Consider the following 24,727-nt stretch of genomic DNA (forward strand, 5'->3'; position numbering starts at 1 on the left):
GCGGCTGGCCGAAGGCCAGGTCGCATGGTCCATCCCCAAGGACTTACATGTCCATACCGCCCATGCCACCCATGCCGCCCATGCCACCAGGCATGCCGCCGCCGGACGATTCGTCCTTGGGCGATTCGGCGACCATGGCTTCGGTCGTCAGCATCAGCGACGCGACGGAGGCAGCGTTCTGCAGAGCAGTGCGCGTCACCTTGGTCGGGTCCAGGATGCCCATTTCGATCATGTCGCCATAGGTGTCGTTGGCGGCATTGAAGCCGAAGTTGCCGGTGCCGGCCAGAACGGCGTTCACCACGACGGAGGCTTCGCCGCCAGCGTTGTAAACGATCTCGCGCAGCGGGGCTTCGATGGCCTTGAGCACCAGCTTGATGCCGGCGTCTTGATCGGCGTTGTCGCCGACGATCTTGCCTGCAGCTTGCTTGGCACGCAGCAGAGCCACGCCACCACCGGCCACGATGCCTTCTTCAACGGCTGCGCGGGTTGCGTGCAGCGCGTCTTCGACGCGGGCCTTCTTTTCCTTCATTTCGACTTCGGTCGCAGCGCCGACCTTGATCAGTGCAACACCGCCGGCCAGCTTGGCCACGCGCTCTTGCAGCTTTTCACGGTCGTAGTCGCTGGTCGCTTCTTCGATCTGGATGCGGATTTGCTTGACGCGGGCTTCGATGTCGGCAGCGGCACCGTTGCCATCGATGATGGTGGTGTTTTCCTTGCCCACTTCGACGCGCTTGGCCTGGCCCAGATCGGCCAAAGTGACCTTCTCCAGCGTCAGGCCGACTTCTTCGGCGATGACCTTGCCGCCCGTCAGGATGGCGATGTCTTCCAGCATGGCCTTGCGGCGGTCGCCGAAGCCAGGCGCCTTGACGGCCACAACCTTCAGGATGCCGCGGATGGTGTTGACCACCAGCGTGGCCAGTGCCTCGCCTTCAACTTCTTCGGCAATGATCAGCAGCGGACGGCCGGCCTTGGCGACGGCTTCCAGCGTCGGCAGCAGGTCACGGATGTTGCTGATCTTCTTGTCGAACAGCAGCACGAACGGGTTGTCCAGCAGCGCGGCTTGCTTTTCGGGGTTGTTGATGAAGTAGGGCGACAGGTAGCCGCGGTCGAACTGCATGCCTTCGACGACGTCCAGCTCGTTGTCCAGGCTCTTGCCGTCTTCAACGGTGATCACGCCTTCCTTGCCGACCTTGTCCATCGCCGAGGCGATGATCTTGCCGATGGATTCATCGCTATTGGCCGAGATCGAGCCGACTTGAGCGATTTCCTTCGAGGTGGTGGTGGCCTTGGAGGCCTTCTTCAGCTCGGCGACCAGGGCAGTCACTGCCTTGTCGATGCCGCGCTTCAGGTCCATCGGGTTCATGCCGGCGGCCACGTACTTCATGCCTTCGTGCACGATGGCTTGAGCCAGAACCGTAGCGGTCGTCGTGCCGTCACCGGCGTTGTCAGACGTCTTGGAAGCAACTTCCTTGACCATCTGCGCGCCCATGTTCTGCAGCTTGTCCTTCAGCTCGATTTCCTTGGCCACGGACACACCGTCCTTGGTCACGGTGGGGGCGCCGAACGAGCGCTCCAGCACCACGTTGCGACCCTTGGGGCCCAGCGTGACCTTGACCGCGTTGGCCAGGATGTTCACGCCTTCGACCATGCGGGCACGTGCCTCGCCGCCGAAAATTACGTCTTTAGCTGCCATGTGAAATTCTCCGAATTCAGTATTTGGGGGTCCACGCCTTCGATCACGCCACAGTGGTTGGGAAGGAAAGCGCAGCGAGCGACCGTCAGGCTAGGCGGACGGAGCGCAGGAACCGGAACGTACTTCCTGTACGTGAGGATTCCGAGCATCCGGCCAACGACGCATCACGGTCGCGCAGTAGCTTTACTTCTCAACCACAGCGAAGAGGTCTTCTTCGCGCATCACCAGCAGTTCGTCGCCGTCGACCTTGACGGTCTGGCCCGAGTACTTGCCGAACAGAACGCGGTCACCGACCTTGACGTTCAGGGCGATCAGGTCGCCGCGGTCGTTGCGCTTGCCGGCGCCAACGGCCAGCACTTCACCCTGGTCAGGCTTTTCAGCAGCTGCGTCGGGGATCACGATGCCGGAGGCCGTCTTGGTTTCTTGTTCCAGGCGCTTGACGATCACGCGATCGTGCAGAGGACGAAGTTTCATTGCATCTCCTAAATAGATTCAGTGAGCATTAACAAAGAGCGCTGAGGAAGTCAGCGCTCGTTCACATGCTTGAAACCCGCGGCAGAACCGTCTGCCTGGGTCGTTAGCACTCGCGATGTGTGAGTGCTAGCAGAAAGCATTATAGGGGCGGGTGTCGGGGATTCAAGAGGGGTGCTTCGCTTTCTAGCTAGCGAGCGTCGAGCAGAAGTTCGACGGCCTGGTCGATGTGCAGGCTCAGGTCGGCGGCCGAGGCCATCTGCGCGACCACCTGGTCGACCATCCGGAAGAACCCGGGGTCGCCGAGCAAGTTGCTGCCGAACTCGGCCAGCAGCGTGTGCTCGATGAATAGCCTCAGGGCCTTGCTGCGTCGGTTCGGATCATCCGGATCCAGGGCCTTGACGCGGCTTGCCAGCAGGGCTGCCAGGTCGGGTTCCGGCGCCGCCAGTCCCGCTGCGCTTCCGATGCCTGCTCCGGCCTTCTTGTCGGTTTTCTGACCAGGGGCACGGTTGAGCCGGCGTACCTGGCTTCGTAGCAGGCTGGCGAGCGCACCGGCCGGGTCGATGTGGGACATGCAGCTGAACCCAATGCCGCCGGCTTCAGTGCGGCGAACCGTTGGGTCGATAGTTGGCCAGCAGTACGTGCATCTGGGCAGATGCGTCGGGGGTCTTGCCATCGTGCGCAACAGAGCCAACAAGACACAAAGCCGAAAGCTGCTGAATGACCATCTCCACATCCCGATTCATCGGTGGATTCTCGCTGTTCAGCTCGATGCCGCGCTTGAAGTGCTGGATGGCCAAGGCGGGCTCGTTGCGCTGCATCTCCACAAATCCGGCGACGAAGTAGCGCAGCGGATCGGATTCAGGCAGCGCCAGCAAGGGTTGCCACGTCACCAGGGCCATGGGCAGCCTGTCTGACGCGAACTGCAGCAGGCCCAGCTGATAGCGCGCGAGCGACATCTCGGGTGACAGCAATACAGCGCTGGAGAACGCGGCCTCGGCATCTTGAACGCGACCCAGCTGCGCGTGTTCGGCGCCGATCAGAAAGTACGGCAGACCCGACGCGGGTTCGCAGTCAATGGCTTGTGAAAAACAGTCCAGCGCCGTGTCGGACTGATTGGCAAGGCTCGCGGCCAAGCCTTGCGCGATCAAGGCATCAAATGAGCTGTCCATGGTTGGCCTCGCGAAGGGGGTAAAGCCAGTGTATCGAAGGCTCTAGCCAGAAGTTTAGTGCGATGACTGGCGCCGATCGCGATTTGCTTGGAAGCCACTTTCTTTGTGCTCTTCGCTAAACAAGTGCCCGCAGCTGAGGATGAATTCAGCGAAGGACCGCAGCGCCCGGCGGGGTCAAGCGTCTAGCAAGGGAGCAGCACATGGTAGCGATCGTCAGCGGCAACAGCCTGGGCCTTGGCTTGAGTTCCTGGGCCACTCTGGGTCAGCGCGGAGTCTTCGGCGACGCCAGTCTGGGGCGCACGGGCGGCAACGGCTATGTGAACGTGGCCACCGGCAATCTGGTATTGCAGGGTCAGGATGAAGGCCTGATGGGCCGGGGCCTTGATGTCGCCGCGCTTCGTACCTACAACAGCCAGGGCAGGCTGAATGACGATAACGGCGACAACTGGAGCGTGGGGATCTATCGGCAGCAGATCAAGTGCAACGACGCTCCAGAACTGGCTGCCACAACGCTGACGCGTACCGGTCGTGACGGCGCCGAGGAGGTCTATTCCTGGAATGCAGCCGGGGCCCGCTACGTCAGCTCGAACGGATTCGGCGCGTACGACACCATTCGACCCGAGGGTATTGAGTATGTGTGGACCGATGGCGACACCAGTGAAAAGGAGCGCTATGACATCACCAGCGGGCGCCTGAGTTCGCACACTGACGCGCAGGGCAATACGGTGGTCTTCACCTACCACGGTGACGGCAACATCGCCAGCATGAAGACCGCCAATGGCGAGACGCTCTTCTACGACTACAGCGGCAATAAGCTGACGCAGCTTCGCACCGTCACGGCCGACGCCATCACGACCACCCGCGTGCGCTACGGCTACGACGGCAGCAATCGTCTGTCCACCGTCTCGGTGGACCTGACGCCGGCTGATGGCAGCGTTGCCGATGGCAAGACCTACACCACGACCTACACCTATGACGGCGCGAGCAAGCGTGTGGCCAGCGTCGCGGGCAACTACGGGTCCTACAGCCTGAACTTCAGCTACGTGCAGGTGGGCGCCGAGTGGCGCGTTGAATCCGTGATGGATGGTTTGAATCCTGCGACCAAGTTTGCCTACGACCCAGCCAATCGGCGCACCACGGTGACCAACCCGCTCGGTCATGCCACCGTCTATGAGTACGATGCTGCCGGGCAGCTGACCCAGGTGACGACCCCTGCCGTGGCAGGCGTTGCCGCAGTCACCCGCTATCAGTACAACGCCAGCGGCGACCTCGAATCCATCATCGATGGGGAGGGGCGGGCGCTGACCATGCGTTACGACCTCAGTGGCAACCAGATTCTTCAGCGCGACGCGGCAGGCAACACCATCGAGCGCACGTTCAACGCGAACAATCAATTGCTCACGGAGACCAGATACCTGGTGCCGGACCCTGACGGCAGCGGCAGCGCGCTGCCCCGCGAGCCGGTTACCGAGCGCTATGTCTACGACCTGGCCAACAAGAACCGGCTGCGCTTCGTGATCAGCGCCGAGGGGCGCGTGACCGAGCACCAGTACAACTCGTTTGGCGAGCGCGGGAGCACGATCCAGTATGTGGCGGCCAGGTACAACCTGTCGGGGCTGCCCGTCAGTGGCGTGCCCACCGACACCACGGTGGCCATCTGGGCGGCTGCTCAGCCGCAAGGCCAGATCACGCGCACCGACATGAGCTATGACGCACGAGGTCAGCTCAAGAAATCAGTCAGCTTTGCCAACGTCGATGCCAGCACCGGTGCCGGGCTGTGGGACTCCAGGCAATCGGTCAAGGACTATATCTACGTCCCGGCTGGCTTGTTGCTGACCACCATCGAGGGCAACGGGACCGCGAACGACAGCGTCACCTCCTACACCTACGATGGCATGGGCCGGGTGTTGACTGTCACAGATGCGCTGCTGCAGACGACGATCACGGCCTATCAGGACGATGCAAGCGGATCGAAGGTCAACACAACCTTTGCCAACGGGCTAACGACGAGCCGGTACTACGACCGTGTTGGGCAGCTTGCCTGGGTGTGGCAATCGGGATCTGCCGGTGCGGTGGATCTGGGTACCACGCACTACTTCTACGACCTCAACGGCCGCCTGGCCATGACGGAGGATCCTTCCGGTCAGCGTGCCTGGCTGATGTACGACGAGGCGGGGCGCCAGATCGCGGCCGTCGACTCAAATGGCAGCGTGACGGAGTATCGGTACAACAATAGCAATGAGGTGGTGCGCACTACAAAGTACAAGACGCCTCTCGATCGGGCTGTCTTGGATGTCCTGTACAAAAATCAAATAACGGGTTGGAGGAACCCTGCGGGAATAACACCAATATTCGGAACAAACGCCGACGACGTCATCGTCACAGGTGCGGGAATTCTCAATGTAATCATCGGGTCCTCCGGTCGAGATTCGTATATTGTTTCAGTCGATCATGGGCGGGCAGACACCCTTTACTTTTTTTCTCCAGGTGAGGACTACATTGATATTGGCGGGCTGCTGCAGTCCATTGGGTATCTAGGCAGCGACCCATTTGCCGATGGCATTGTTCGACTGGTCCATACCCCGCCGACATATCAACTGGTGCTGGACAAGGATGGCGCTGGCCCAGGCGCCGCCAGGGTATTCATGAATATCCGTGGAGCGGAGCCGCTGCAGGCGGGTCAAGTCGTGCCGGGGCGCGATATCCGTTGGTCGGGCATCATTCCCAAAAGCCTCAAGTTCAACGAACTGGGTCTTGTCAGGGATCCGCAAGCTGACGTCGATACCTGGAACTTCTACGACGCTGCAGGCCGACTGTTCAAAACCGTTGATGCACTGGGCTATGTGACGGAAGCGAAGTACGACGGCGCCTCGCGCGTGCTGTCCACCGTCAGGTATGCCAAGGCTGCGGATATGGCGCGATTCAAAGCGAATCCGGTGGTTGCCAATGCAGTACCGTCGGGCCTCAATCCCCTTGCGGATCGTGTCACCCGCAACATCTACGATGCCGATGGCCTGCTGCGTGGCAGCCTCGACGGCGAGGGCTTCCTGGTCGAGTACCTGTATGACAGCGCCGGCCGACTCGTCAAGAAGCTGGCCTATGAGAGCAGTGTGGACGCCGCCCTGCGTGCAACCGGCGACCTGGATGCCATGCGGCCCAGGCCGACGCTCCGGGTGTACTACCAGCCCGGCAATAACAGCAGCGCGGTGCGCAGCCTGGGATCCTTCCAGGCGGGCGATGTGGTGACCGCCACGGTTCGGTTCAAGTCGGACAGCCTGACATCGGGGCGGGTGTTCCTGGGCGACTCCGGCGGGCCAGATCCCTACGACAACGCCGTCTATTCGGCGGTGACCTATGGCAATGACGGCTGGAAGACGATCACCGTCAGCCTGACACTGTCGCACGACGATCAGCTGTGGCTCTTCATCTATGGTGACCGTGATGGTGCCTACCGAAAGATGGGCAACTTTGTTGACTACGACGGCATGGTGGTCAGCAGCGTCAAACGACCGGAGGTTCTGCGATTCGACGGCAGCCTCTCGGGCTGGAGCTTCAACCAGGCCAAGATCACCGGCGCCAGCGCGACGCACTATCTGCTCAACGGCCTGGGCCAGGTGGCCGGCGAGGTCGATGCCGAGGGCTACCTGACGGAGCGGGTCTATGACGCTGGCGGTCATCTCGTGCGCGAGATCCGGTATGCCACGGCCCTGACGGCCGCGGCCTCGGCCTCAGTCACCAGCAGCAGCCCGATTCAGTCGCTGCGCCCGGGCAGCACGGCGCGTGACCGCAGCCAGAGCTGGCACCACGACGCGCTCGGCCGCCTGGACTCGGAAACCAACGCCGAGGGTACCGTCACAACCTACGAGTACAACAGTGCGGGGCAGCTGATCAAAACCAACAGGGCCTTCGGCCGGCCCGAAGTGCGCACCTTGAACGTGCGCTACGACCTGCTGGGCCGATTGACCGGCGAACTGAGTGCCAAGGGCGGTGCGCTGCTGACAGGTAGCCAGACCTCCGAACAGGTCGAAGCCATCTGGGCGCAGTACGGCACGCACTACAGCTATGACCTGGTGGGCAACCGCACCAGCATGGTTGCGCCCGGGAGCCATGCACGCACGCTCTATTTCTACAACGAAGACAGGCAGCTCACCCACACCGTGAACGCCCTGGGCGAGGTCGAGGAACGCCAGTACGACGGACTGAATCAGCTCGTGCGCACGATCCGCTATGGCGGGCGGATTGCTGCGGGCACTTTGGGGCAGCTGAGTGGGGGGCTCGTGACAACTGCGATTACTGGCGCGGTGCAGGACTTGCTGGCGCAAAAGCAGGAGGGCTCCGATGAGGTGTTTGCCAACGCGGTGACTGACTTTTACCGCAACGTCCGAGGCGATTTGATCATTGAGGCTGGGCCGCAAGGCTCTGCCTCGTTCAACACCTACAACGCGTTCGGTGAGGTGTGGATCAATGCCAGGATGCAGACATCAAGCGTGTTCGAGGCGTCGATGTTTGAGTATGACCGCCGGGGTCTTCAAGTCAAGGTAACTCAGCAAGGAGGCGCCGGCAGTCCGGTCATGACCTACCGCTACGACGCCTTCGGCCGCCTTGAGAGCAGCATAGACGCCAATGGCATCGGCCAACGCTGGAGCCACGACCGCCTCGGCCGCGTCGTCGAGCATCGCGATGGCCTGACGACGCTGAGGCGCACCGGCTACGATGCTTTTGCACGCGTGCTCACGCAGGTGGATGCCTACAACCGCACCACGACCTACGGCTACAACGACGCCACGCGCAGTGTCAGCGTGCTGACAGCGGCCGGTGTCACCACCACCACGACCCGCAACCGCTTTGGCGAGACCGAGTCGGTCCTGGATGGCACTTCGAAGCTCACCCGCTACGACTACAACCGCGATGGCAAGCTCACCGCCGTGAGCGGCGAGGATCTGAGCACCGGCAGCCACTATGACGAGCTGCAACGCCTGATCGAGAGCACCGATGCCAACGGCATCAAGACCCGCTACGAGTATGACGAAATCAACCGTGTCAAGAGCAGCACACTGGATCCGTCAGGACTGAATCGCAAGACCAGCTTCGACTACCTGAACACCGAGTTTGGCAGCAGCGTCATCACGACCGACTCCACGGGCATCAAGTCCCGCGATGACTTTGACCTGAAGGGCCAGCTGCTGCGCCATATCGACGACGCAGACGGGCTCAAGCTTGTAACCGGCTACAGCTACGACTTCGCGGGCCATCAACTGACTGTCACTAACGCCAAGAAGGTCAAGACCAGCTACACATACGACACATTGGGCCGGCGCATCTCCGAAGTGGCCGATGATGGCGGCCTGAGCCTGAAGCGCAGCTACCGCTACGACCTCAAGGGCAATCTGATTGCCGTAATCCAGGGCAATGGTGACCCGAGCTTCGACCGCGTGACCGTCCATGCCTACGACGCACTGGGCCGCCAGACCCTGAGCATGGATGCCTTGGGCGGGATCGTCGAGCAGGTGTATGACCTCGAAGGTAACGTTGTCAAGCGGATGGCATACGCAGCGGTCAGTGCCGAGGCCGCCAAGCTGGCCGCCGCGCGTACCAATCCCAGTGACGCCACGCTGCGTGCCGCCTTGGTGGCTACGCCTGGACAAGATCGCGTTGAGCTCGCCGTCTTCGATGCCGATGGCCGCAAGAACTATGCGATCGATGCAGAGGGCGGTGTGACCCGGCTGAAGTACGACGGCAATGGCAATGTGATCGAGCGGCTCCAATATGCCCGCGCCCTGACTTCTGCCCAGGTGGCGGCCCTGCCCACCCCGGCGACGACGGCCAGCCTGTCGGTGGTGGCGGCAGGGCCTATGGATCGCAGGACCAGCTATCGCTACGACTCAGCCAACCGGCTGCGCTTTGAAGTGGATGCGCTGGGCTATGTCACCGAGACCCGCTACAACGGTTTGGAGACCACGTCGATCCGCTACAAAAATCCGGTGGCTGTGCCATCGGCTACTCCGGCTCCCACGCCGGGCGAAGATCTGGTGACCACACAGATTCTTGACGCCGCCGGCCGCGCCTGGCGCAGCATTGACGCCATGGGCGTCGAGACGCAAAACCACTACGACGATGTGGCGCGCACGCTGGACCAAACACACGCCTATGGCCTGCCCGAGGCCAGCACGACCCGCTACAGCTACGACGCCGTCGGCCGGGTCCAAAGCAAGACCGTTGCCTACGGCACCCTGGCCGCCGCGACCACGATCTACGAGTACAACGCCCTGGGTCAGCTCACGCGCGAGATCGAGGCCCGTGGCGTCGCGCTGGCGCAGGGCAACAGTGATTGGGCGCGCGGCGAGCGGCTCAAGCTCGGTCTGCCTGAAGATGCGGCTGGCCTGACCCAGCAGCAGAAGCTCGACCTGCAGGCCGCCTACGCCACCAAGCATGAATACGACAACCTCGGCCGCCGGACTCAGACCACCAATGCCCTGGGCGCCACAACGCTCACCCGGTACGACACCTTTGGCAATGCCGTCAAGGTCACCGACCCGCGGGGCAATACGGGCTACTTCTACTTCGACAAGCTCAATCGAGTCACCGTGCAGGTGGACCCTGAGGGTTTCGCCACACAGACCGCCTATTGGAATGCGGCCAGCAATCAGATCGGCAGCGTCAGGCGCTTCTGCATCAAGGTGCCAAGTAATACCACCGAGGCGCTGCCCCCGGTCCTGACGCCGCATGCCAGGGATGCGCTGACGATCAATCTGTATGACCGCCTGGATCGGCTGGTCAGCAGTACCGATGCGGCTAGCGCAAGCGAGCGCATCGAGTTCGGAGTGGATGGCAACCGCTTCGACAAACGCGTCACCAACAAGCTGGGCGGTGTGGCGACCTATCGCTACGACACGCTGGGACGGCAGGTCACCGAGACGCTGCCGGTGGCCGTCAGCGGGGCAGCCGTCGTCAACGTCTATACCTACGATGCGTTTGGCAACCGCATCCTGACGATCGAGGCCCAGGGTCTGGCCGAGCAGCGCACCACCAGCTATCGCCATGACAAGGCCGGGCGAGTCACGCATCGCATTGGCACCCCGTATACGTCGATCGATGTGCCCGCGGGAGCGACCAGCGATGTGACGCCGCTGGAGTTCACCCGCTACGACGCGCTGGGTCGCGTGATCGAAAGCATCTCCGGCGCCATTTTGGTCGACAGCGCCGTGGCGGGTGGGGCACGCACGCTCAGCTACTTTGATGCCGCAGGCAACAAGCTGGCGCAGATCGCAGCCGATGGGGCCATGATCAGCTACAGCCACGACCCAGCCGGGCAAGTGATCCTGGAGAGCGCCTGGGCCACCCGGATTGTGCCGATGCCCGCGGCCGGCACGACGCCGGCGGCGCCTGCGTCAAGCCCGGCCATCGATCGCATCACGCAGATGGACTACGACCGTCTTGGACGCCTGCTGTCCAAGACACGGTTGGCCGTCATCTGGTGGGAGTCCGCGCCCAATGCCGACAAGGTGGAGCTGCTGAGCGTCTCCCCGCGCCCGGTGGTGCTGCAGCAGCTGCACTATGACGCGGCCGGCAATCTGATTGAGGAAATTGATGGGCGGGGCAACTCCGTCTTCAACTATTACGACAAGCTGGGCCGAAAGATCCTGCGCATCGACCAGGAGGGTTATGCCATCGGCTGGGACTACGACAGCTTCCATGCGGCCGTCTCCACCGAGATCAAATACGCCCAGAAGGTGGCCCAGCCCTACACGCGGCAAGACGACCCAGACGGCGGGACCGCGCGCACCTTGCGCCAGGTCCTGTCCGTGGCGGGGGCGCGCACCACGCAGTACCAGCTGGACAAGCTCGGGCGGGTGGAACTCAAGACCGTCAAGGATGTGCAGACGCAGTATGTAGAAGCCTCGGGCTTCGTCAGCAGCCGCACGCTGGATGCGACCACCAGCTACGTCTACGACGGATTGGGCAACATCACCTACATCCGCGAGCGCGTCGGCCTGGACACGGCGGCCAAGGAGATCTACAACGAAACGGACGTCGAGTACGACAAGCTCGGGCGCGAGACGCGCAGGCGCGATGCCGGCTTCACGGCGGTCGATGGCGCCTGGGTGCGGCCGGAGGTGCTGACCGAGTACACCGGGCTGGGAGCCGTGGCGAAGGTGGTGCGGCTGGGCGGCATTGCCGCGCAGGACCGCATCACCCGCTACGACTACAACGCCAATGGCGACCGCGTGGGTCAGGTGGATGCCGGAGACAACATCACCGTTTTTATCCTCGACAAGAGCGGCCGAGTCGGCAGGACCATCGCCTGGGGGGTGAAGGATGCCGACGGCCAGAGCGTCACGGCGGAAACGCTGTATCGCTATGACGAGGCAGGCCGTGTGACCTGGCAGCAGGACGTCGCAACGTCCGAGATCCGACAGACCCGCTACAACAGCTTCGGCGAGGTCTCGGGCAAGGGCCTGGGCGATGGCTGGCAGGAGTTCGCCGAGTACAACACCTTGGGCAAGGTGCTTCGCAACAACAGCGGGGACGGTACAAGCAAGATCTATCTGTATGACCGCAATGGCAACACCACGCGCGAGATCAAGGGCTCCACGCAGAACCTGCAAGCCATGTCGATCTCGGATGCAGCCCAGAGCACCGAACTCAACCAGACCTTCAGCGCCTACGACCGTCGCAACCTGCTGGTGAAGACGGTGGAGATCGACATCAGGTATCTGCAGGCATTTGATTCGATGCGAACCGCGTTCGAGCGCAAGCTCGCGGAGCTGACGGGTGCATTCAGGGTGGAGTCCGAGAACGCGGGGCAGTATGGGGGGGCCACAGGCGGATATGCGGGCAGCGGCGCGTCGACCAGCGTCATCGGCAACGGCGACGATACCAAGTTCAAGGCAGACTCCCTGCCGTCGATGGGCAGTGTCACGATCTCGGCGACACCTCGCACGGCGGTGTCAGTACCAGGCCTCAATGTGGGTGCCACGCGGATGTTCACGCTGCTGCCCACTCAGCGGCAGTCAGTGCGCAGTCCTGGCCAGCCGGGAGCCGTGAAGCGGGTGTTGGAACTCCCAGAGAGCTTCCTGCCCGGAAAGTACCAGGTGATTCGGGCAGGTGGCGATCCTGCGGAAATCCCGATTCTGACCAAGGACCGAGCGCTGCTGCAATTCGTTGTCCCGGTGCCGATGACCCTTGGCGACGTTTCGACCCACTACAAGATCCGATGGAGTCCGCCGACGACCTCTGCAGGGGTGGACGAATGGGTCGATGTTGCCGAGGCCTACATCAAGATCGACACATGGGAGCCAAATACCAATGGCACCCATGACATTTCGACCTCAGGCTCGATCTCGGGCGTGCGTGGCCTGCTGGTTCAGGGGGATGACTCGGCGACTTCCAGCTTCCGAGTGCTCACTGTGCTCGACGGCATTGAAACGCCAGTTGCGGTGAGTGCAACGAAGGTGGCGAAGGGCTTCTGGCGGCTCGATGTATCGAGCCTGCCGGCCGGCGAGACGCGGGTCGCAGTCAAGTCCTACGACCAGTCCGGCCGCCTGCTCGCGGGCTCTACGGCCATGGTCACGACCAGCGTCGATGGCGAGCAAGTGTCATCGTTGGGCGCCATCAACACCGCCGAAGCTTCGGTGACCGGGACCGACAAAGACTTCGTGATCCGGCTGGCTCCGTCCTTGCTTGATGCTGGCTCCACCTACACCTTGCACATGCGACTCATGGGCGCGGGGAGCTGGACATCTATTGCCATCACCCCCGCAGGTACAGCCCGCGTGCAAGGGCAGACCATGAACGGCGGGGCGCCGTGGGAGTTCCTGATCGCCCCGGATCGCGCTGGAGCCCGGTACTACGGCACCATGACCGGACGGACGGGTCAGGCGCCAGCCCTGGACAGTCAGATGCTCAGTCAGGTCACTTCTCTCGGGCAGCCGGACCTGAGCTTTGGCATCGGCAGCCTGCCGCCGTTGCCGCCAGGCCAGAGCTATTACTTCGGTGGGTTGGTACTGGAAGATGAAAGCGGCGGCCTGAAGCACACGTATGAGGGCCGAAACGTCATCACCTGGAACGAGCTCGTCGCCAACCATGCGGTCACGGCACTTCAGTCAAAGAATCTGAAGTACAGCTACAAGATCTACATCGAGTCGGGCGGTGCGCGACGGCAGGTCGGCCAAGCGACCGGCGGTGTGACCGTGGGCGCGTCCTTCAGTGCCACGCCTCCCAGAAATGATGACTACGCGCCCTATGTGAAGCTGGCGTCGGCCGTCCCGCTGACCGGCGACATCACCTTGACCCCGGTGGGCGGAGGCGCAACGGTCACGCTGTCCAACGGGGACATCCGCCGCTGGACCAACCCTGCAAGGTCTGGCGTGCTGTTCGTCGACGTGAGTCAATGGGTACCGGCGCGGCCACTCGGTCCGGTGCAGCTGACCGTCGCATGCACCACGCCCGGCAGCAGGTTCAGCGGCACGATCACGATTCAATCGGATGGCCGTGTCCAGGTGAGCATGACGTCCACCTCGGACACCCCCGGCACTGTGCAGCTGACCATCCCCAATGCCCTTGCATTGACCGTGCTGCGCTATGTGAAGAAGGGCGATGACCCCAAAGCCGATGGCGTGCCCAACCGGGCGTCCTACACGACTCAGAATGGTCCACCCACCTGGGGTTGGGCCGTGACACCGGCTGACGCAGGGGACTGGGATTTCTACTATGAGGCGATCGGATGGGACACCCAATCGGTGAGTGTCGGCCACGGGACCTACAAGGTGGGCGCCGACGGGAAGGTGACCTTCTCCTTGCTCGTCGCAGACCCGAAGCCCCCACAACTCGAGTTCGCGCCACCCTCTGGCACGGAGCGCTTGATGGTTCAGATCCGCAGCCCGGGGGGTGAGTGGGGTGCGCCCATCGAGGTGCCGCATCCATGGGTCTATCAGGTGAAAGATCTGGTGCCAGGTGCCGGGCAAGACATCAAGTTGCTCGAGTACAAGTTCGAGGCCACCAGTGGCCCCACGGTCAAGGGCCGTGGCCACGGCCAGTTCACCATCTCATCCGCGGGGCAGGTGGTGGTGACCAGCTCTGCCGAGGACCGCAAACCGCTGGAGCCGATCACGTTCACGCTGGCGCGGCCCAACGCCCCCAAGCTGAGACTGAGCTATGCGCCCCTCACCGACCCGACCAACCGCACCGAGGTGCTGCTGGACGGGGTCTGGGACCCCGTGAAGAAGGAGACACGGTACGTGTGGCAAAAGCCGCTGGACGGGCGCCCGCCCGAGCCCACGGACCGGTTTGTCTACAGCCTGGCGGCCCTGGGCAACCAGGGGCAGGCCCTGCTGGACGAAGTCGGAGACCCGGTCGTACTGGACGGCGAGATGTCGTTCAATACCTACGCCGACACGATCGCGACGCGTTTCCCGCTGTCGCAGTACGCCTACTCCTTGAACAAGTCGGCCCAGGTGGTGTTCACGCAGCAGCACAACGCCTTCGGCGAAGTGATCTCGGAATCCGATCAGCGCGTCCGGGAGCGCGCCGACGCGATGGTGGCGCAGTACAACTCCATCAGAGAGCTGGGGGGGCAGCAGTTCGTCGTCAACCCGTCTGCGTTGCAGACCGAGTCCGTCTACAACAATCTCGGCCGGCTGATCAGGAAGACCGAGGCCGAGACCTTCGTCACCGGGGAGGATGGCCGCGTGGCGCGCCAGCGGCCCATCACCGAGTACGGCTACGACCTGGTAGGCCGCCTCACAGTGAGCACGGATGCCAACGGCAAGGTGGGCAGGCAGGCGTTCGCGGGCTCCGGGGAGCGCTTGAGCCGGCGCTGGGCGGGCGACGGGGGACTGCAGCAGACCGAGTACGACCGGCTGGGCGACGCGGTGAAGCTCGTCAACGAGGTGGGTGTGGCGACACAGCACACCTTCGACAAGCTGGGCCAGTTGGTCAAGGCCGAGCGGCATGTGAGCCGCCGGCAGGACTTCGCGTCCAATGAGTTCTCGGGTGTCGCGCGGACGACGGGTGTGCTGACGGACCTGTACGGCTACGACGCGCTGGGCCGAAGAATCTGGCACACCGGCACCTTGGCGCAAAGCGAGCTGGGCAACACGCTCGCGATGCAGAACAACACCGACAAGACCTGGTACGACAGCCTCGGGCGTATCACCAAGACGCGCACGGCCGGGGGCTTGGCCACCACCTACACATACCAGCAAGTTGCCAAGGATGACACGGGCAACCCGGTCCTCGGCGTGGGCGGGCTCAGCGTCGGTGGGCACATCAAGACAACGACCTTTGCCGACCAGAGCAGCCTTGTCGACGAGATCGACTACTTCGGCCGCACGACCTGGCACCAGGACATGGGAGGCCGAAAGTACACCTACGAGTACAACCTCGGCGGCCAATTGGTCAGGCAATCGAGCAAGGACGCACAGGGAGTCGATAAGCAGAACATCAACTACAAGTACCTGCTTAATGGGTATGTGTCCGAAGTCATCGACACAGGCAACGGGGCGGGAAAGAGCATCTCGAGCTACGGCTATGACAATGCAGGCAACCGCACCTTCGAGCACTACGGGCACTTGAGCGTGTCAGACCAAGAGGATCTCACCCTCCAAAGCAGCAATATCGAATACGACGAGCTCAACCGCATCAGCCGGGTCAGGGACAACGAAAAGACCCACGACCTGCGCTACGAGTACGACGCCGTGGGGAACCGGCGAGCGGCCATCGCGGTGTACTGGGATCCTCAGACGTACAACACCTTGCAGCGAGACGACCACTGGTACACCTACGACGGTGCCAACCGGTTCTTGACGACCAAGGGGTCTTTCGCGGGGGACCGAGTCGCGGGGGGCAGCATCCAGCGGGGCGAGCGCGGCATCAGCATCGGGTACGACCTGGCCGGGCAACGCACCAAGGCCACGGCCGCCGACGGAACGGTCGAGGAGTACAGCTACAGCGAAGATGGCTATCTGGAGGACACCAAGATCAATGGCTTGCTGCGAGCCAGGCGACGGGTGGACGCCGAGGGGCGCACGCTGCAGTACCTGGAGTGGGAGACCGGCGGGGCCACCCGGCAGGTAAGAACCACGCAATACGATCGAGACAACCGTCTTCTGCAGGAGACGGTGACTGGCAGCACGGCGGCCAATGGCGCCACGAGCTACTACTACCTGGACAGCAAGAACGGCACGAGCGTGAGCGTCACGGGCGGCGGGGTATTGGGCAAGACCGTCTACCAGGGAGAAGCCGGTGGCGGTCAGCAGACCACCACCTACAGCTACGAATACTGGGACAGCGCCAAGCAAACCTCCATACAGGGGCAGGCCAACGGCATGTCGGGGCTGACCTCGCTCACGTACAACGCCAACGGACACCTGATGAGCGCGTATGACGCGAGCAAGAGCCGCACGCTGAGCTACCTGACCAACGCGCAAGGCTTGGTGCTCAGGCGGGAGGAGTGGGTGCCGGAGTACCAGCAAAGCAATCTGAAGAAGTACGTGACGAGCTACTACTACGCGACCGGGCGGCGGGTGGGCGACGTGAGCACGGACCCCGAGGCATACCAGTACCGCATGTCCTACGCCGAGCAACTGGCCCAGGACATCAGCAAGCCGCGCGACCTGATGGAAAAGTTCAAGAACTTCAGGCCGGTGACCAGCGCAGACTTCGACCAGAACTACGAGCCCATCAACGCAAGCTACCCAGGCGGCGCCAGCACGTCCTACACGGCCCGCACTGGAGACACGCTCAGCTCCATCGCTCAAAGCGTATGGGGCGACGCTGAGATGTGGTACCTGATCGCGGAGGCCAACGGGCTACGGGCCAACAGCGCCTTGACGGCCGGCCAGGTGCTGGTGATCCCCAACAAGGTCACCAACATCCACAACAACGCCAACACCTTCCGCCCCTACAACCCGGGCGAGGTGATCGGGCACATCGACCCGACGATACCGGCACCGCCGCCACCGCCTCGCGCCGATGGTGGGTGCGGTGGTCTGGGCACCATTCTGATGATTGTGGTGGCGGTGGTGGTGACGGTCTATACGGCTGGGGCGCTGAGCACTGCATTGGCGGCTCCCGGCCCAGCTACAGCGGGAACATCTGGATTTGCAGCCACGATGCAGCTTGGGGGCGCTGCCTTGACCGGTGGCGGAGGGCTGTCATTGGCGGGAAGCCTGGCCGTTGGTGCGGTCGCCGGTGCAGCGGGTTCAGTGGCGAGTCAGTTGATCGGCATGGCCATAGGCAACGTCGAACAGTTCAGCTGGAAGGCAGTCGGGAGGTCAGCGTTCTCGGGCGGCACTACCGCGGGTGTGGGCAATGTGCTCAGCTCAGCGGCGCAAATCGGAAGCACGCTGGGCAATACCGCAGCGGGAGCCCTGATACGAGACGGGGGCACTGCCGCCGCGGCCATCAAGGCAGGAGCAGGTTCCGCGGTCAGCCTCGCACTGCAAGGTCAATGGAGCTGGCGCGAAGTGGCGGCGTCCACGGTCGGTGCGGCGGCGGGCTATGCGGCGGGAGACGCGGTGGGTAGGGCATTGAGCAATACGGGGTCCATCGGCCGCGTCGCCGCGAGCACGGCTGCGGCCGTTGCTGGGGGCTGGGCTAGCAGCCAAGTGCTGGGACTCAGCAGCCGAGAGACCCGGACCCGTGTGGGGCAGGCGTTCATCAGCGGGCTGGCCAATGGGATGGCGGACGCGCTGGCAGACCCCAAGCAAGGCCATGGTCTTTGGCCCGATGGAGACTATCGCAACGGCTCGGACATCCAAGACGATCGCTGGGTGGCACAGCGCGATGCTCGGTATGGCTTTGGCGGTACAGGTGCAAAGCTTGGCAGCCTCAATGGAAACTCTGCCGCAAACTGGAGCCGGCAGGTCGATCAAGGCATCCGGGACACGGCGCTGGGCCTGCAGAACTTTGAAGTTGTGGCCAGTGGTGTCTGGGCGGCACAGGAAACGCAGACGGCGTTGACTGCCAGGGCTGTGTGGCGGGCGGAGAACGTACGGGCTGACGCATATGGCAAGGAGTTAGACACTGCACGGACTCGCGAGCTGTTTAACTTCGGTGATGGTCGCGATACGCGCGACATTCGCATGGGCTTTGGGTACCAGTCGCGGTTGTCTGTGGAGTCGAGCAGCATTGCGGCCTATAGGGCACTTGCGACGGACAGGTATCAAGAAGTGCGGCCAGTGCCGCATTCAGCACGCGAGCAGGCCACAAGCTGGTTCAGCTCGATGGTAGGCAGCAGCCGCGCTGGCAATGTGCTGACTGGTGTGCTTGACGGATGGCTGGCAGGCGGCGAAGTACTAGCGAATCTTCCGAGCGTGGCGAGTGCGTTCCCATCGATAGTGGGGCGTCTTGCCACTGGCACGGCGGACTTTGCATCGAGGCTGTGGGATAACCCACTTGGAACCGTCAGCAACACGATGGCCACCGCGGCCGATGGGGTGCGGGGGGGATTTAGCCGCGTCGTGAATGGCGACGGACGTGCCTTGGGATCAGTCCTTTTCGCGGCAGGAACAATAGGGATTCCGCTTGGACGGGTTGAGGAGGCTGTTGGCAGTGTCGAAGGTGCGATGCGGATAGGGGTGCCGGCCACGCGCTCAGCAAACCGCCTCAGCCCTGTCCTTGAGTACGACATCTACGGCAACGAGATCTATTACCGAGCCATGAAGGAGTCGCACTACAAGAGGTTGGCCGAGGACGGTCGACTCATTGGGACGGGTGAAACCTCGTTAGCTCCGCTCAAAGCGTATTCAGCCGGATACGACGGCGCGCTGGTACGTCTCACGGTCAAACCTGGCACATCCTCGCAACTTCAGGACATCGGTATCGCTGCCAACAATCCTGCTGCGGCCGAGTTTCCTGGCATGTCTACCGGAACCGGCCCTTGGAACCAAACGAACGCGCGCTTCAAGGTCGAGGCCGTAGGCGTCAGGAACATAAACGATGGGCTCGGTATCATGAACACCCAACTCGGTAAAGGCCGTGCGCTAGACATTTTTAACGCCAACCTACTGGACTTCGAGCGTCTGAATTGAAGGTGGAAGCGATGTATATCAACAACCCCCTAGGAAAGCGGGTCTACGAGCTCTCGAAGGAGTTGGCCGACAACCCCGCACGCATTGCTAAAACCCAAGCGTTGACGCTAAACGCCGACAAGCCGCTACTCGGATTGCTCGGTGACCACGGCCTCTTCGGTTCCAGGGAATGGTGGCTTAGCATCAAAGAAGGGAGGATTGAAGTGCGCGTGTACAAGGGGACCATTCAACGCTTGTATGTTGCGGGCCAGGATGCCGAGGAAGACGATGGCAAAGACTTCGAGTATCTCTGTGACGATGGCAGTGTGAGGCGCGAAAGCTGCGTCGCGAATGACCATGTAGACCTCGGGCTGTATCGTGAAGGGGCCACAGTTGCACTCGCTTACGCCTTGGACAAACTTAAGAAGCAGCCCGCGCGAGACGGTGGAACGAATTTCACTGAGGTCCTGCTGGAAGTTGCTGTCTCGTAACCCTCACACCTCCACCACAGCCCTCACCTCCCGCCCCCTACCATCCGCTGCCGCGCGCCGCAACCCCAACCACCCCGCCAGCGCCTCCGCCGCCATCGGCCGCGCCACCCAGTAGCCCTGCAGCTCATCGCAGCCGGCGAGGCGCAGTGTTTGCGCCTCGCGTTCGGTTTCCACGCCCTCGGCCACTACCTTCAGGCCCAGGGTGTGGCCCAGGCCGATGATGGCGTGGGTGATGGCCAGGTCGGTCGGGTCTTCGAACATATCGCGGATGAAGGAGCGGTCAATCTTCAGCCGCTCGATCGGGAAGCGGTTCAGGTAGTTGAGGCTGGAGTAGCCGGTGCCGAAGTCGTCGATGGCCAGGTCCACGCCCAGGGCCTTGATCGCGTGCAGGCGGGCGAGGGTCTGCTCGGCCTTGTCCATCAGGGCCGACTCGGTCAGCTCCAGCTCGATGGTGCCGGGGGGCAGGGCGTGGCGGGCGAGGGCGGCCTGCAAGGTCTCCAGCAGGCCGTCGTCCACCAGCTGCAGGGCCGAGACATTGACCGAGACCTGGGGCAGGTCCAGGTCTTGCGCCCGCCATTCGGCCATCTGCCGGCAGGCCTCTTCGATGACCCAGGCGCCGATGGGCGCGATCAGTTTCGTGTCCTCGGCGATCGGGATGAACTGGGCCGGGGTGACGGGGCCCAGCTCGGCGCTGTGCCAGCGCAGCAGGGCCTCGGCGCCCAGGGTGTGGCCGGTCTGGGCGCACACGCGCGGCTGGTAGTGCAGGCTCAGCTCCTGGCGCTCCAGCGCCAGGCGCAGGTTCGACTCCAGCCGCATGCGGCGCTGGGCGCGCTCGTTCAGCTCCGGGGTGAAGAAGTGCGCGCTGTCGCGGCCCTGGGCCTTGGCCTGGTACATGGCCACATCGGCGTGGCGCATCAAGGAGTCGAGGTCGTCCGAGTCGTCCGGATAGACGGCCACACCCACGCTGCAGGAGATCTGCAGCTCCGCGCCGTCGATGTCATGCGCCTGGCGCACCAGCGGCACCAGCCGCTCATCGACGATGGACGCGACCTCATGCACCTCGGTCACGCCGGTCAGCACGACGACGAATTCGTCGCCACCGAGGCGGCTGACGGTGTCGCCGGCGCGCACGGCCTGCAGCAGGCGCTTGGCGACCGAGCGCAGGAGGCCGTCGCCGATGTGGTGGCCCAGGGTGTCGTTGATGTTCTTGAAGCGGTCGAGGTCGATGAAGAGCACGGCCACCTTGTCGCCGCGGCGCTGCGCCTGCTGCATGGCCATGCGCAGGCGCTCGATGCACAGCGAGCGGTTGGGCAGCTCGGTCAGCACATCGTGCTGGGCCAGGAAGCGGATGCGCTCCTCGTTGCGCTTGCGGTCGCTGATGTCTATGGTGGTGGCGATGGTGTGCGAGACATTGCCCTGCTGGCCCTCGCGCATCACGCTGAGCATCAGCCAGGCCGGGTAGCAGCTGCCGTCACGGCGCTGGATGACGATCTCGCCCTGCCAGTTGGAGTGGTGGGCCAGCAGCGGCTCCAGCGCGGCCATGAAGGCACCGGTGCCCGCCTCGCCCTGGCCGCGCACCGGCTCGCCGATCAGCTCGTACAGCTCGTAGCCGGTATTGCGGCAGAAGGCGCTGTTGGCGGTGAGGATGCGGTGCTCGGCATCGATGATCAGGATGCCTTCGTTGGAGGCCTCGAAGACCTTGGCCCACAGCTCCAGCCGGCGCTCCATGAATTTCAGGTGGTTGATCGGCGTGAAGGCGGTGAGCACCGCGCTCTGGCCCTGGAACTCCAGCCGCCGGGCGGAGAGCACGGCCCAGGTCGGTTCGGCGCCGCTCTTCCAGCGCACCTCGAACTCATCCACGGCATCGCGATCGGCCAGCTGCTGGAAGAAGCGCGCCCGCACCGCCGCGTCCAGGCCACTGCGCCAGGGGTCGTCGGTGCCTGTGCCCAGCCAGGCCAGGGCTGGCTTGTTGGCGTGCAGGACCTGGTGGCCGGGCACGGCGGTGACCATCATCGGGATCGGCATCGCCTCGACCAGCTGCTGCTGGGCCTCGGCGGCGCGGGCGCTGGCGGCCAGCTCCTGCTGGGCCAGGCGTTCGCGGTCGAGTTGGGCCAGCATGTCGTTGAAGCCCAGCACCAGGCGGCCGATTTCGTCGCTGCTGTTCCAGTGGCCGCGCAGCGAATGGTCGCCGGTGCGCTTGACCTCGTCGGTGACGCGGGCCAGGTGCTGCAGCGGCAGGGCGATCTGCCGGGCGACGAAGAATACCGCCGTCAGGATGACGCTGAGCAGGGCCAGCGCGGTGCCCAGATGCAACCACATGCGGGTGAAGAAGCCGTCAATGCGCTGGCGCAGCAGCTGCTCCATCTGCGTGCCGGCGGTCTGCCAGGCCTGCTGGGTGCTGTCCAGCAGATGGGCATGGGCCTGCACCAGCGTCTGCTGGGCTGCGGCATGGCTGCTGCCGGCGTCGATCGCCTCGCGGGCGGCCTTTCGGTAGCTGTCGATGGCGGCCAGCAGGGCCTGCAGGCCCGGGTTCAGCGCCTGGCGCATCGTCGGCCCGCCGGCGGCAAAGGCCTCGGCGTAGTCGGAGGCCAGGGCCTGGCGGCTGGTGTCGAGGCGCCCCTCCAGCAGCAGGAAGCGGGCGCGGGCATCACTCTCGCTGATATTGCTGGCCACCGTATGGGGCAACACATGGCCGCTCAGCCCCGCCACCGCCTCCAGCAGCTCGGGCATGCGCAGCAGGATGATGGACATCGTGTAGTAGCTGTCCAGGTCGGGGTCGAGTATCAGGTTCGACTGGTTGCCGACGCGGGTGACGAGCTCTCGGCCGCTGTTCAGCGCCGCCTGGGCCAGCGCCAGATCGCCCGGCCGGGCCTGCAGGCGCTGCAGCGCCTGCTCGAAGGCCTGGCTCAGCGCCTGGCTGTCCATGCCCTCGCCCAGCTTCTGCTCGGCCATTCGGACGGACTGCAGCGCCTGGTCCGCCGTGCCGGCATCGATGTGTGAGGCGGCGCTGCTGGCCAGCAGGCCGCCGTGCAGCGCGGCGATGTAGCTGTTGCCGGCCAGCTCCTTGCGGGCAAAGTCGATCGCCAGGTATTTCTCGTTCACCAGAATGCCGCTGATATAGATCACCGCACTCATGTCGAGCAGGAAGATCAGCAGCAGCTTGCGGCCCACGCTCAGGCGGCCGAGAAAACGGGAGAGCAAGGTCAGCATGGGGTGCGAGGGTTGACCCTGGTGCGACGCAACATCTATGCCACCAGCGATGAGGGCGTACCCGCCGCATAGCGCCCGTTTGTGGTGCGCACGCCAACAATTGGTGCGCGGGCTGGCGGTGACCCTGGTGCACGGTGCACACTGGGCAGGCGCCGGGCCGGCTGCGGGCCGCAGAGGCCGGAATGCCTGGTGCGCTTATTGCTCTAGCAAGAATGCAGGAGGGACTCCATGAGACCGAGCTTCGATGAAATGCATGCCGGCAATGCGCTGGCGCGAGAGCACTACAAGACCTTCGAGCGCTGGCTGGCGGTGCAGCCGGTCGAGCTGATGCGCGCCAGGCGCGAGGAAGCCGAGGTCATCTTCCGCCGTGTTGGCATCACCTTCGCCGTCTATGGCGACAAGGACACCGGCGAGGGCACCGAGCGCCTGATCCCCTTCGATCAGATACCGCGCGTGATACCGGCCCATGAATGGCGCGAGATGGAGGCCGGCCTGGTGCAGCGCGTCACGGCGCTGAACCGCTTCATCCACGACATCTATCACGGGCAGGAGATTCTCAAGGCCGGCATCGTGCCGCGAGAGCAGATCCTGCACAACGCGCAGTTCCGGCCCGAGATGATGGGCGTGGATGTGCCCAAGAACATCTATTCGCACATTGCCGGCGTTGACATCGTGCGCGCCGCCAACCCGGACGGCAGCGGCAGCTACTACGTGCTGGAAGACAATCTGCGCGTGCCCAGTGGCGTCAGCTACATGCTGGAAAACCGCAAGATGATGATGCGGCTGTTCCCGGACCTGTTCGCCCAGCACCGCATCGCGCCGGTGGCCCACTACCCGGACCTGCTGCTCGAAACCCTGCGCAGCGTGGCGCCGCATGGCGTCAGCGAGCCCATGGTGGTGGTGCTGACGCCGGGCATGTACAACTCGGCCTACTTCGAACATGCCTTCCTGGCCCAGCAGATGGGCGTGGAGCTGGTCGAGGGCCAGGACTTGTTCGTGCAGGACAAGGTCGTCTACATGCGCACCACCCGGGGCCCCAAGCGCATCGACGTGATCTACCGGCGCCTGGACGACGATTTCCTCGACCCGCAGGTGTTCCGCAAGGACTCGACCTTGGGCTGCCCGGGCCTGATCGAGGCCTACAAGGCCGGCAACGTCTGCCTCAGCAATGCGGTGGGCACCGGCATCGCGGACGACAAGTCCATCTACCCCTATGTGCCGCAGATGATCGAGTTCTACCTGGGCGAGCGGCCCATCCTGAACAATGTGCCGACCTACCAGTGCCGCAAGGCCGATGACCTGCAGCATGTGCTGGCCCATCTGGGCGAGCTGGTGGTCAAGGAGGTGCACGGCGCCGGCGGCTACGGCATGCTGGTCGGCCCGGCGGCCACGCATCAGGAGATCGAGGACTTCCGCGCCCACCTGATCGCCAACCCCAGCAACTACATCGCTCAGCCGACCCTGAGCCTGTCCACCTGCCCGACCTTTGTCGAGTCCGGCATCGCGCCGCGGCATATCGACCTGCGGCCCTTCGTGCTCTCCGGCGCCACCGTGCAGATGGTGCCCGGCGGCCTGACCCGGGTGGCACTGAAGGAGGGCTCGCTGGTGGTCAACAGCAGCCAGGGCGGCGGCACCAAGGACACCTGGGTGCTGGAAGACTGAACCGGAACGGAAACATCA

Annotated in this window: 8 protein-coding genes; 3 read left to right on the plus strand and 5 right to left on the minus strand. The window is 63.7% G+C overall.

What is annotated here, in order from left to right:
• Nucleotides 1-43 precede the first annotated feature (43 nt).
• From groL to DES47_RS11525, 4 genes are all read right to left on the minus strand, one after another.
• Nucleotides 44-1,693 carry a chaperonin GroEL gene (gene groL / locus DES47_RS11510; protein ID WP_133700864.1) on the minus strand — a complete coding sequence of 550 codons (1,650 nt, stop codon included), beginning with the start codon at nt 1,691-1,693 and terminating at the stop codon, nt 44-46.
• A gap of 183 nt (nt 1,694-1,876) precedes the next feature.
• Nucleotides 1,877-2,167 (minus strand): co-chaperone GroES, encoded by a 291-nt coding sequence (gene groES / locus DES47_RS11515; RefSeq protein WP_133700865.1) that lies wholly within the window; start codon nt 2,165-2,167, stop codon nt 1,877-1,879.
• A gap of 187 nt (nt 2,168-2,354) precedes the next feature.
• The gene (locus DES47_RS11520; RefSeq protein ID WP_133700866.1) at nt 2,355-2,738 is read right to left on the minus strand and encodes a hypothetical protein; all 384 of its coding nucleotides are present in this window, start codon (nt 2,736-2,738) and stop codon (nt 2,355-2,357) included.
• A 25-nt stretch (nt 2,739-2,763) separates the two neighbouring features.
• Nucleotides 2,764-3,336 carry a tetratricopeptide repeat protein gene (locus tag DES47_RS11525; protein ID WP_133700867.1) on the minus strand — a complete coding sequence of 191 codons (573 nt, stop codon included), beginning with the start codon at nt 3,334-3,336 and terminating at the stop codon, nt 2,764-2,766.
• A 200-nt stretch (nt 3,337-3,536) separates the two neighbouring features.
• On the opposite strand from DES47_RS11525, the gene DES47_RS11530 reads away from it, so the two are divergent.
• Both DES47_RS11530 and DES47_RS11535 read left to right on the plus strand, forming a co-directional pair.
• On the plus strand, nt 3,537-19,367 hold the full coding sequence (locus tag DES47_RS11530; RefSeq protein WP_133700868.1) for a LysM peptidoglycan-binding domain-containing protein: 15,831 nt from the start codon (nt 3,537-3,539) through the stop codon (nt 19,365-19,367).
• An 11-nt stretch (nt 19,368-19,378) separates the two neighbouring features.
• Nucleotides 19,379-19,837 (plus strand): hypothetical protein, encoded by a 459-nt coding sequence (locus DES47_RS11535; protein ID WP_133700869.1) that lies wholly within the window; start codon nt 19,379-19,381, stop codon nt 19,835-19,837.
• A gap of 3 nt (nt 19,838-19,840) precedes the next feature.
• On the opposite strand, the gene DES47_RS11540 is transcribed toward DES47_RS11535, so the two are convergent.
• Nucleotides 19,841-23,047: an EAL domain-containing protein gene (locus DES47_RS11540; RefSeq protein WP_133700870.1), complete on the minus strand. Its 3,207-nt coding sequence runs from the start codon at nt 23,045-23,047 to the stop codon at nt 19,841-19,843.
• 228 nt (nt 23,048-23,275) lie between these two features.
• On the opposite strand from DES47_RS11540, the gene DES47_RS11545 reads away from it, so the two are divergent.
• Nucleotides 23,276-24,709 (plus strand): circularly permuted type 2 ATP-grasp protein, encoded by a 1,434-nt coding sequence (locus DES47_RS11545; protein WP_133700871.1) that lies wholly within the window; start codon nt 23,276-23,278, stop codon nt 24,707-24,709.
• Nucleotides 24,710-24,727 lie beyond the last annotated feature (18 nt).

This window comes from Roseateles toxinivorans (assembly GCF_004362525.1).
GTDB classification, from domain to species: Bacteria; Pseudomonadota; Gammaproteobacteria; order Burkholderiales; family Burkholderiaceae_C; genus Paucibacter; species Paucibacter toxinivorans.

Excerpts from the sequence above, each read along its gene's own strand:
- DES47_RS11535 (WP_133700869.1), top strand. The coding sequence starts at position 19,379 with ATGTATATCAACAACCCCCTAGGAAAGCGGGTCTACGAGCTCTCGAAG.
- groL (WP_133700864.1), bottom strand. The coding sequence starts at position 1,693 with ATGGCAGCTAAAGACGTAATTTTCGGCGGCGAGGCACGTGCCCGCATG.
- DES47_RS11520 (WP_133700866.1), bottom strand. The coding sequence starts at position 2,738 with ATGTCCCACATCGACCCGGCCGGTGCGCTCGCCAGCCTGCTACGAAGC.
- DES47_RS11530 (WP_133700868.1), top strand. The coding sequence starts at position 3,537 with ATGGTAGCGATCGTCAGCGGCAACAGCCTGGGCCTTGGCTTGAGTTCC.
- DES47_RS11540 (WP_133700870.1), bottom strand. The coding sequence starts at position 23,047 with ATGCTGACCTTGCTCTCCCGTTTTCTCGGCCGCCTGAGCGTGGGCCGC.
- groES (WP_133700865.1), bottom strand. The coding sequence starts at position 2,167 with ATGAAACTTCGTCCTCTGCACGATCGCGTGATCGTCAAGCGCCTGGAA.
- DES47_RS11525 (WP_133700867.1), bottom strand. The coding sequence starts at position 3,336 with ATGGACAGCTCATTTGATGCCTTGATCGCGCAAGGCTTGGCCGCGAGC.
- DES47_RS11545 (WP_133700871.1), top strand. The coding sequence starts at position 23,276 with ATGAGACCGAGCTTCGATGAAATGCATGCCGGCAATGCGCTGGCGCGA.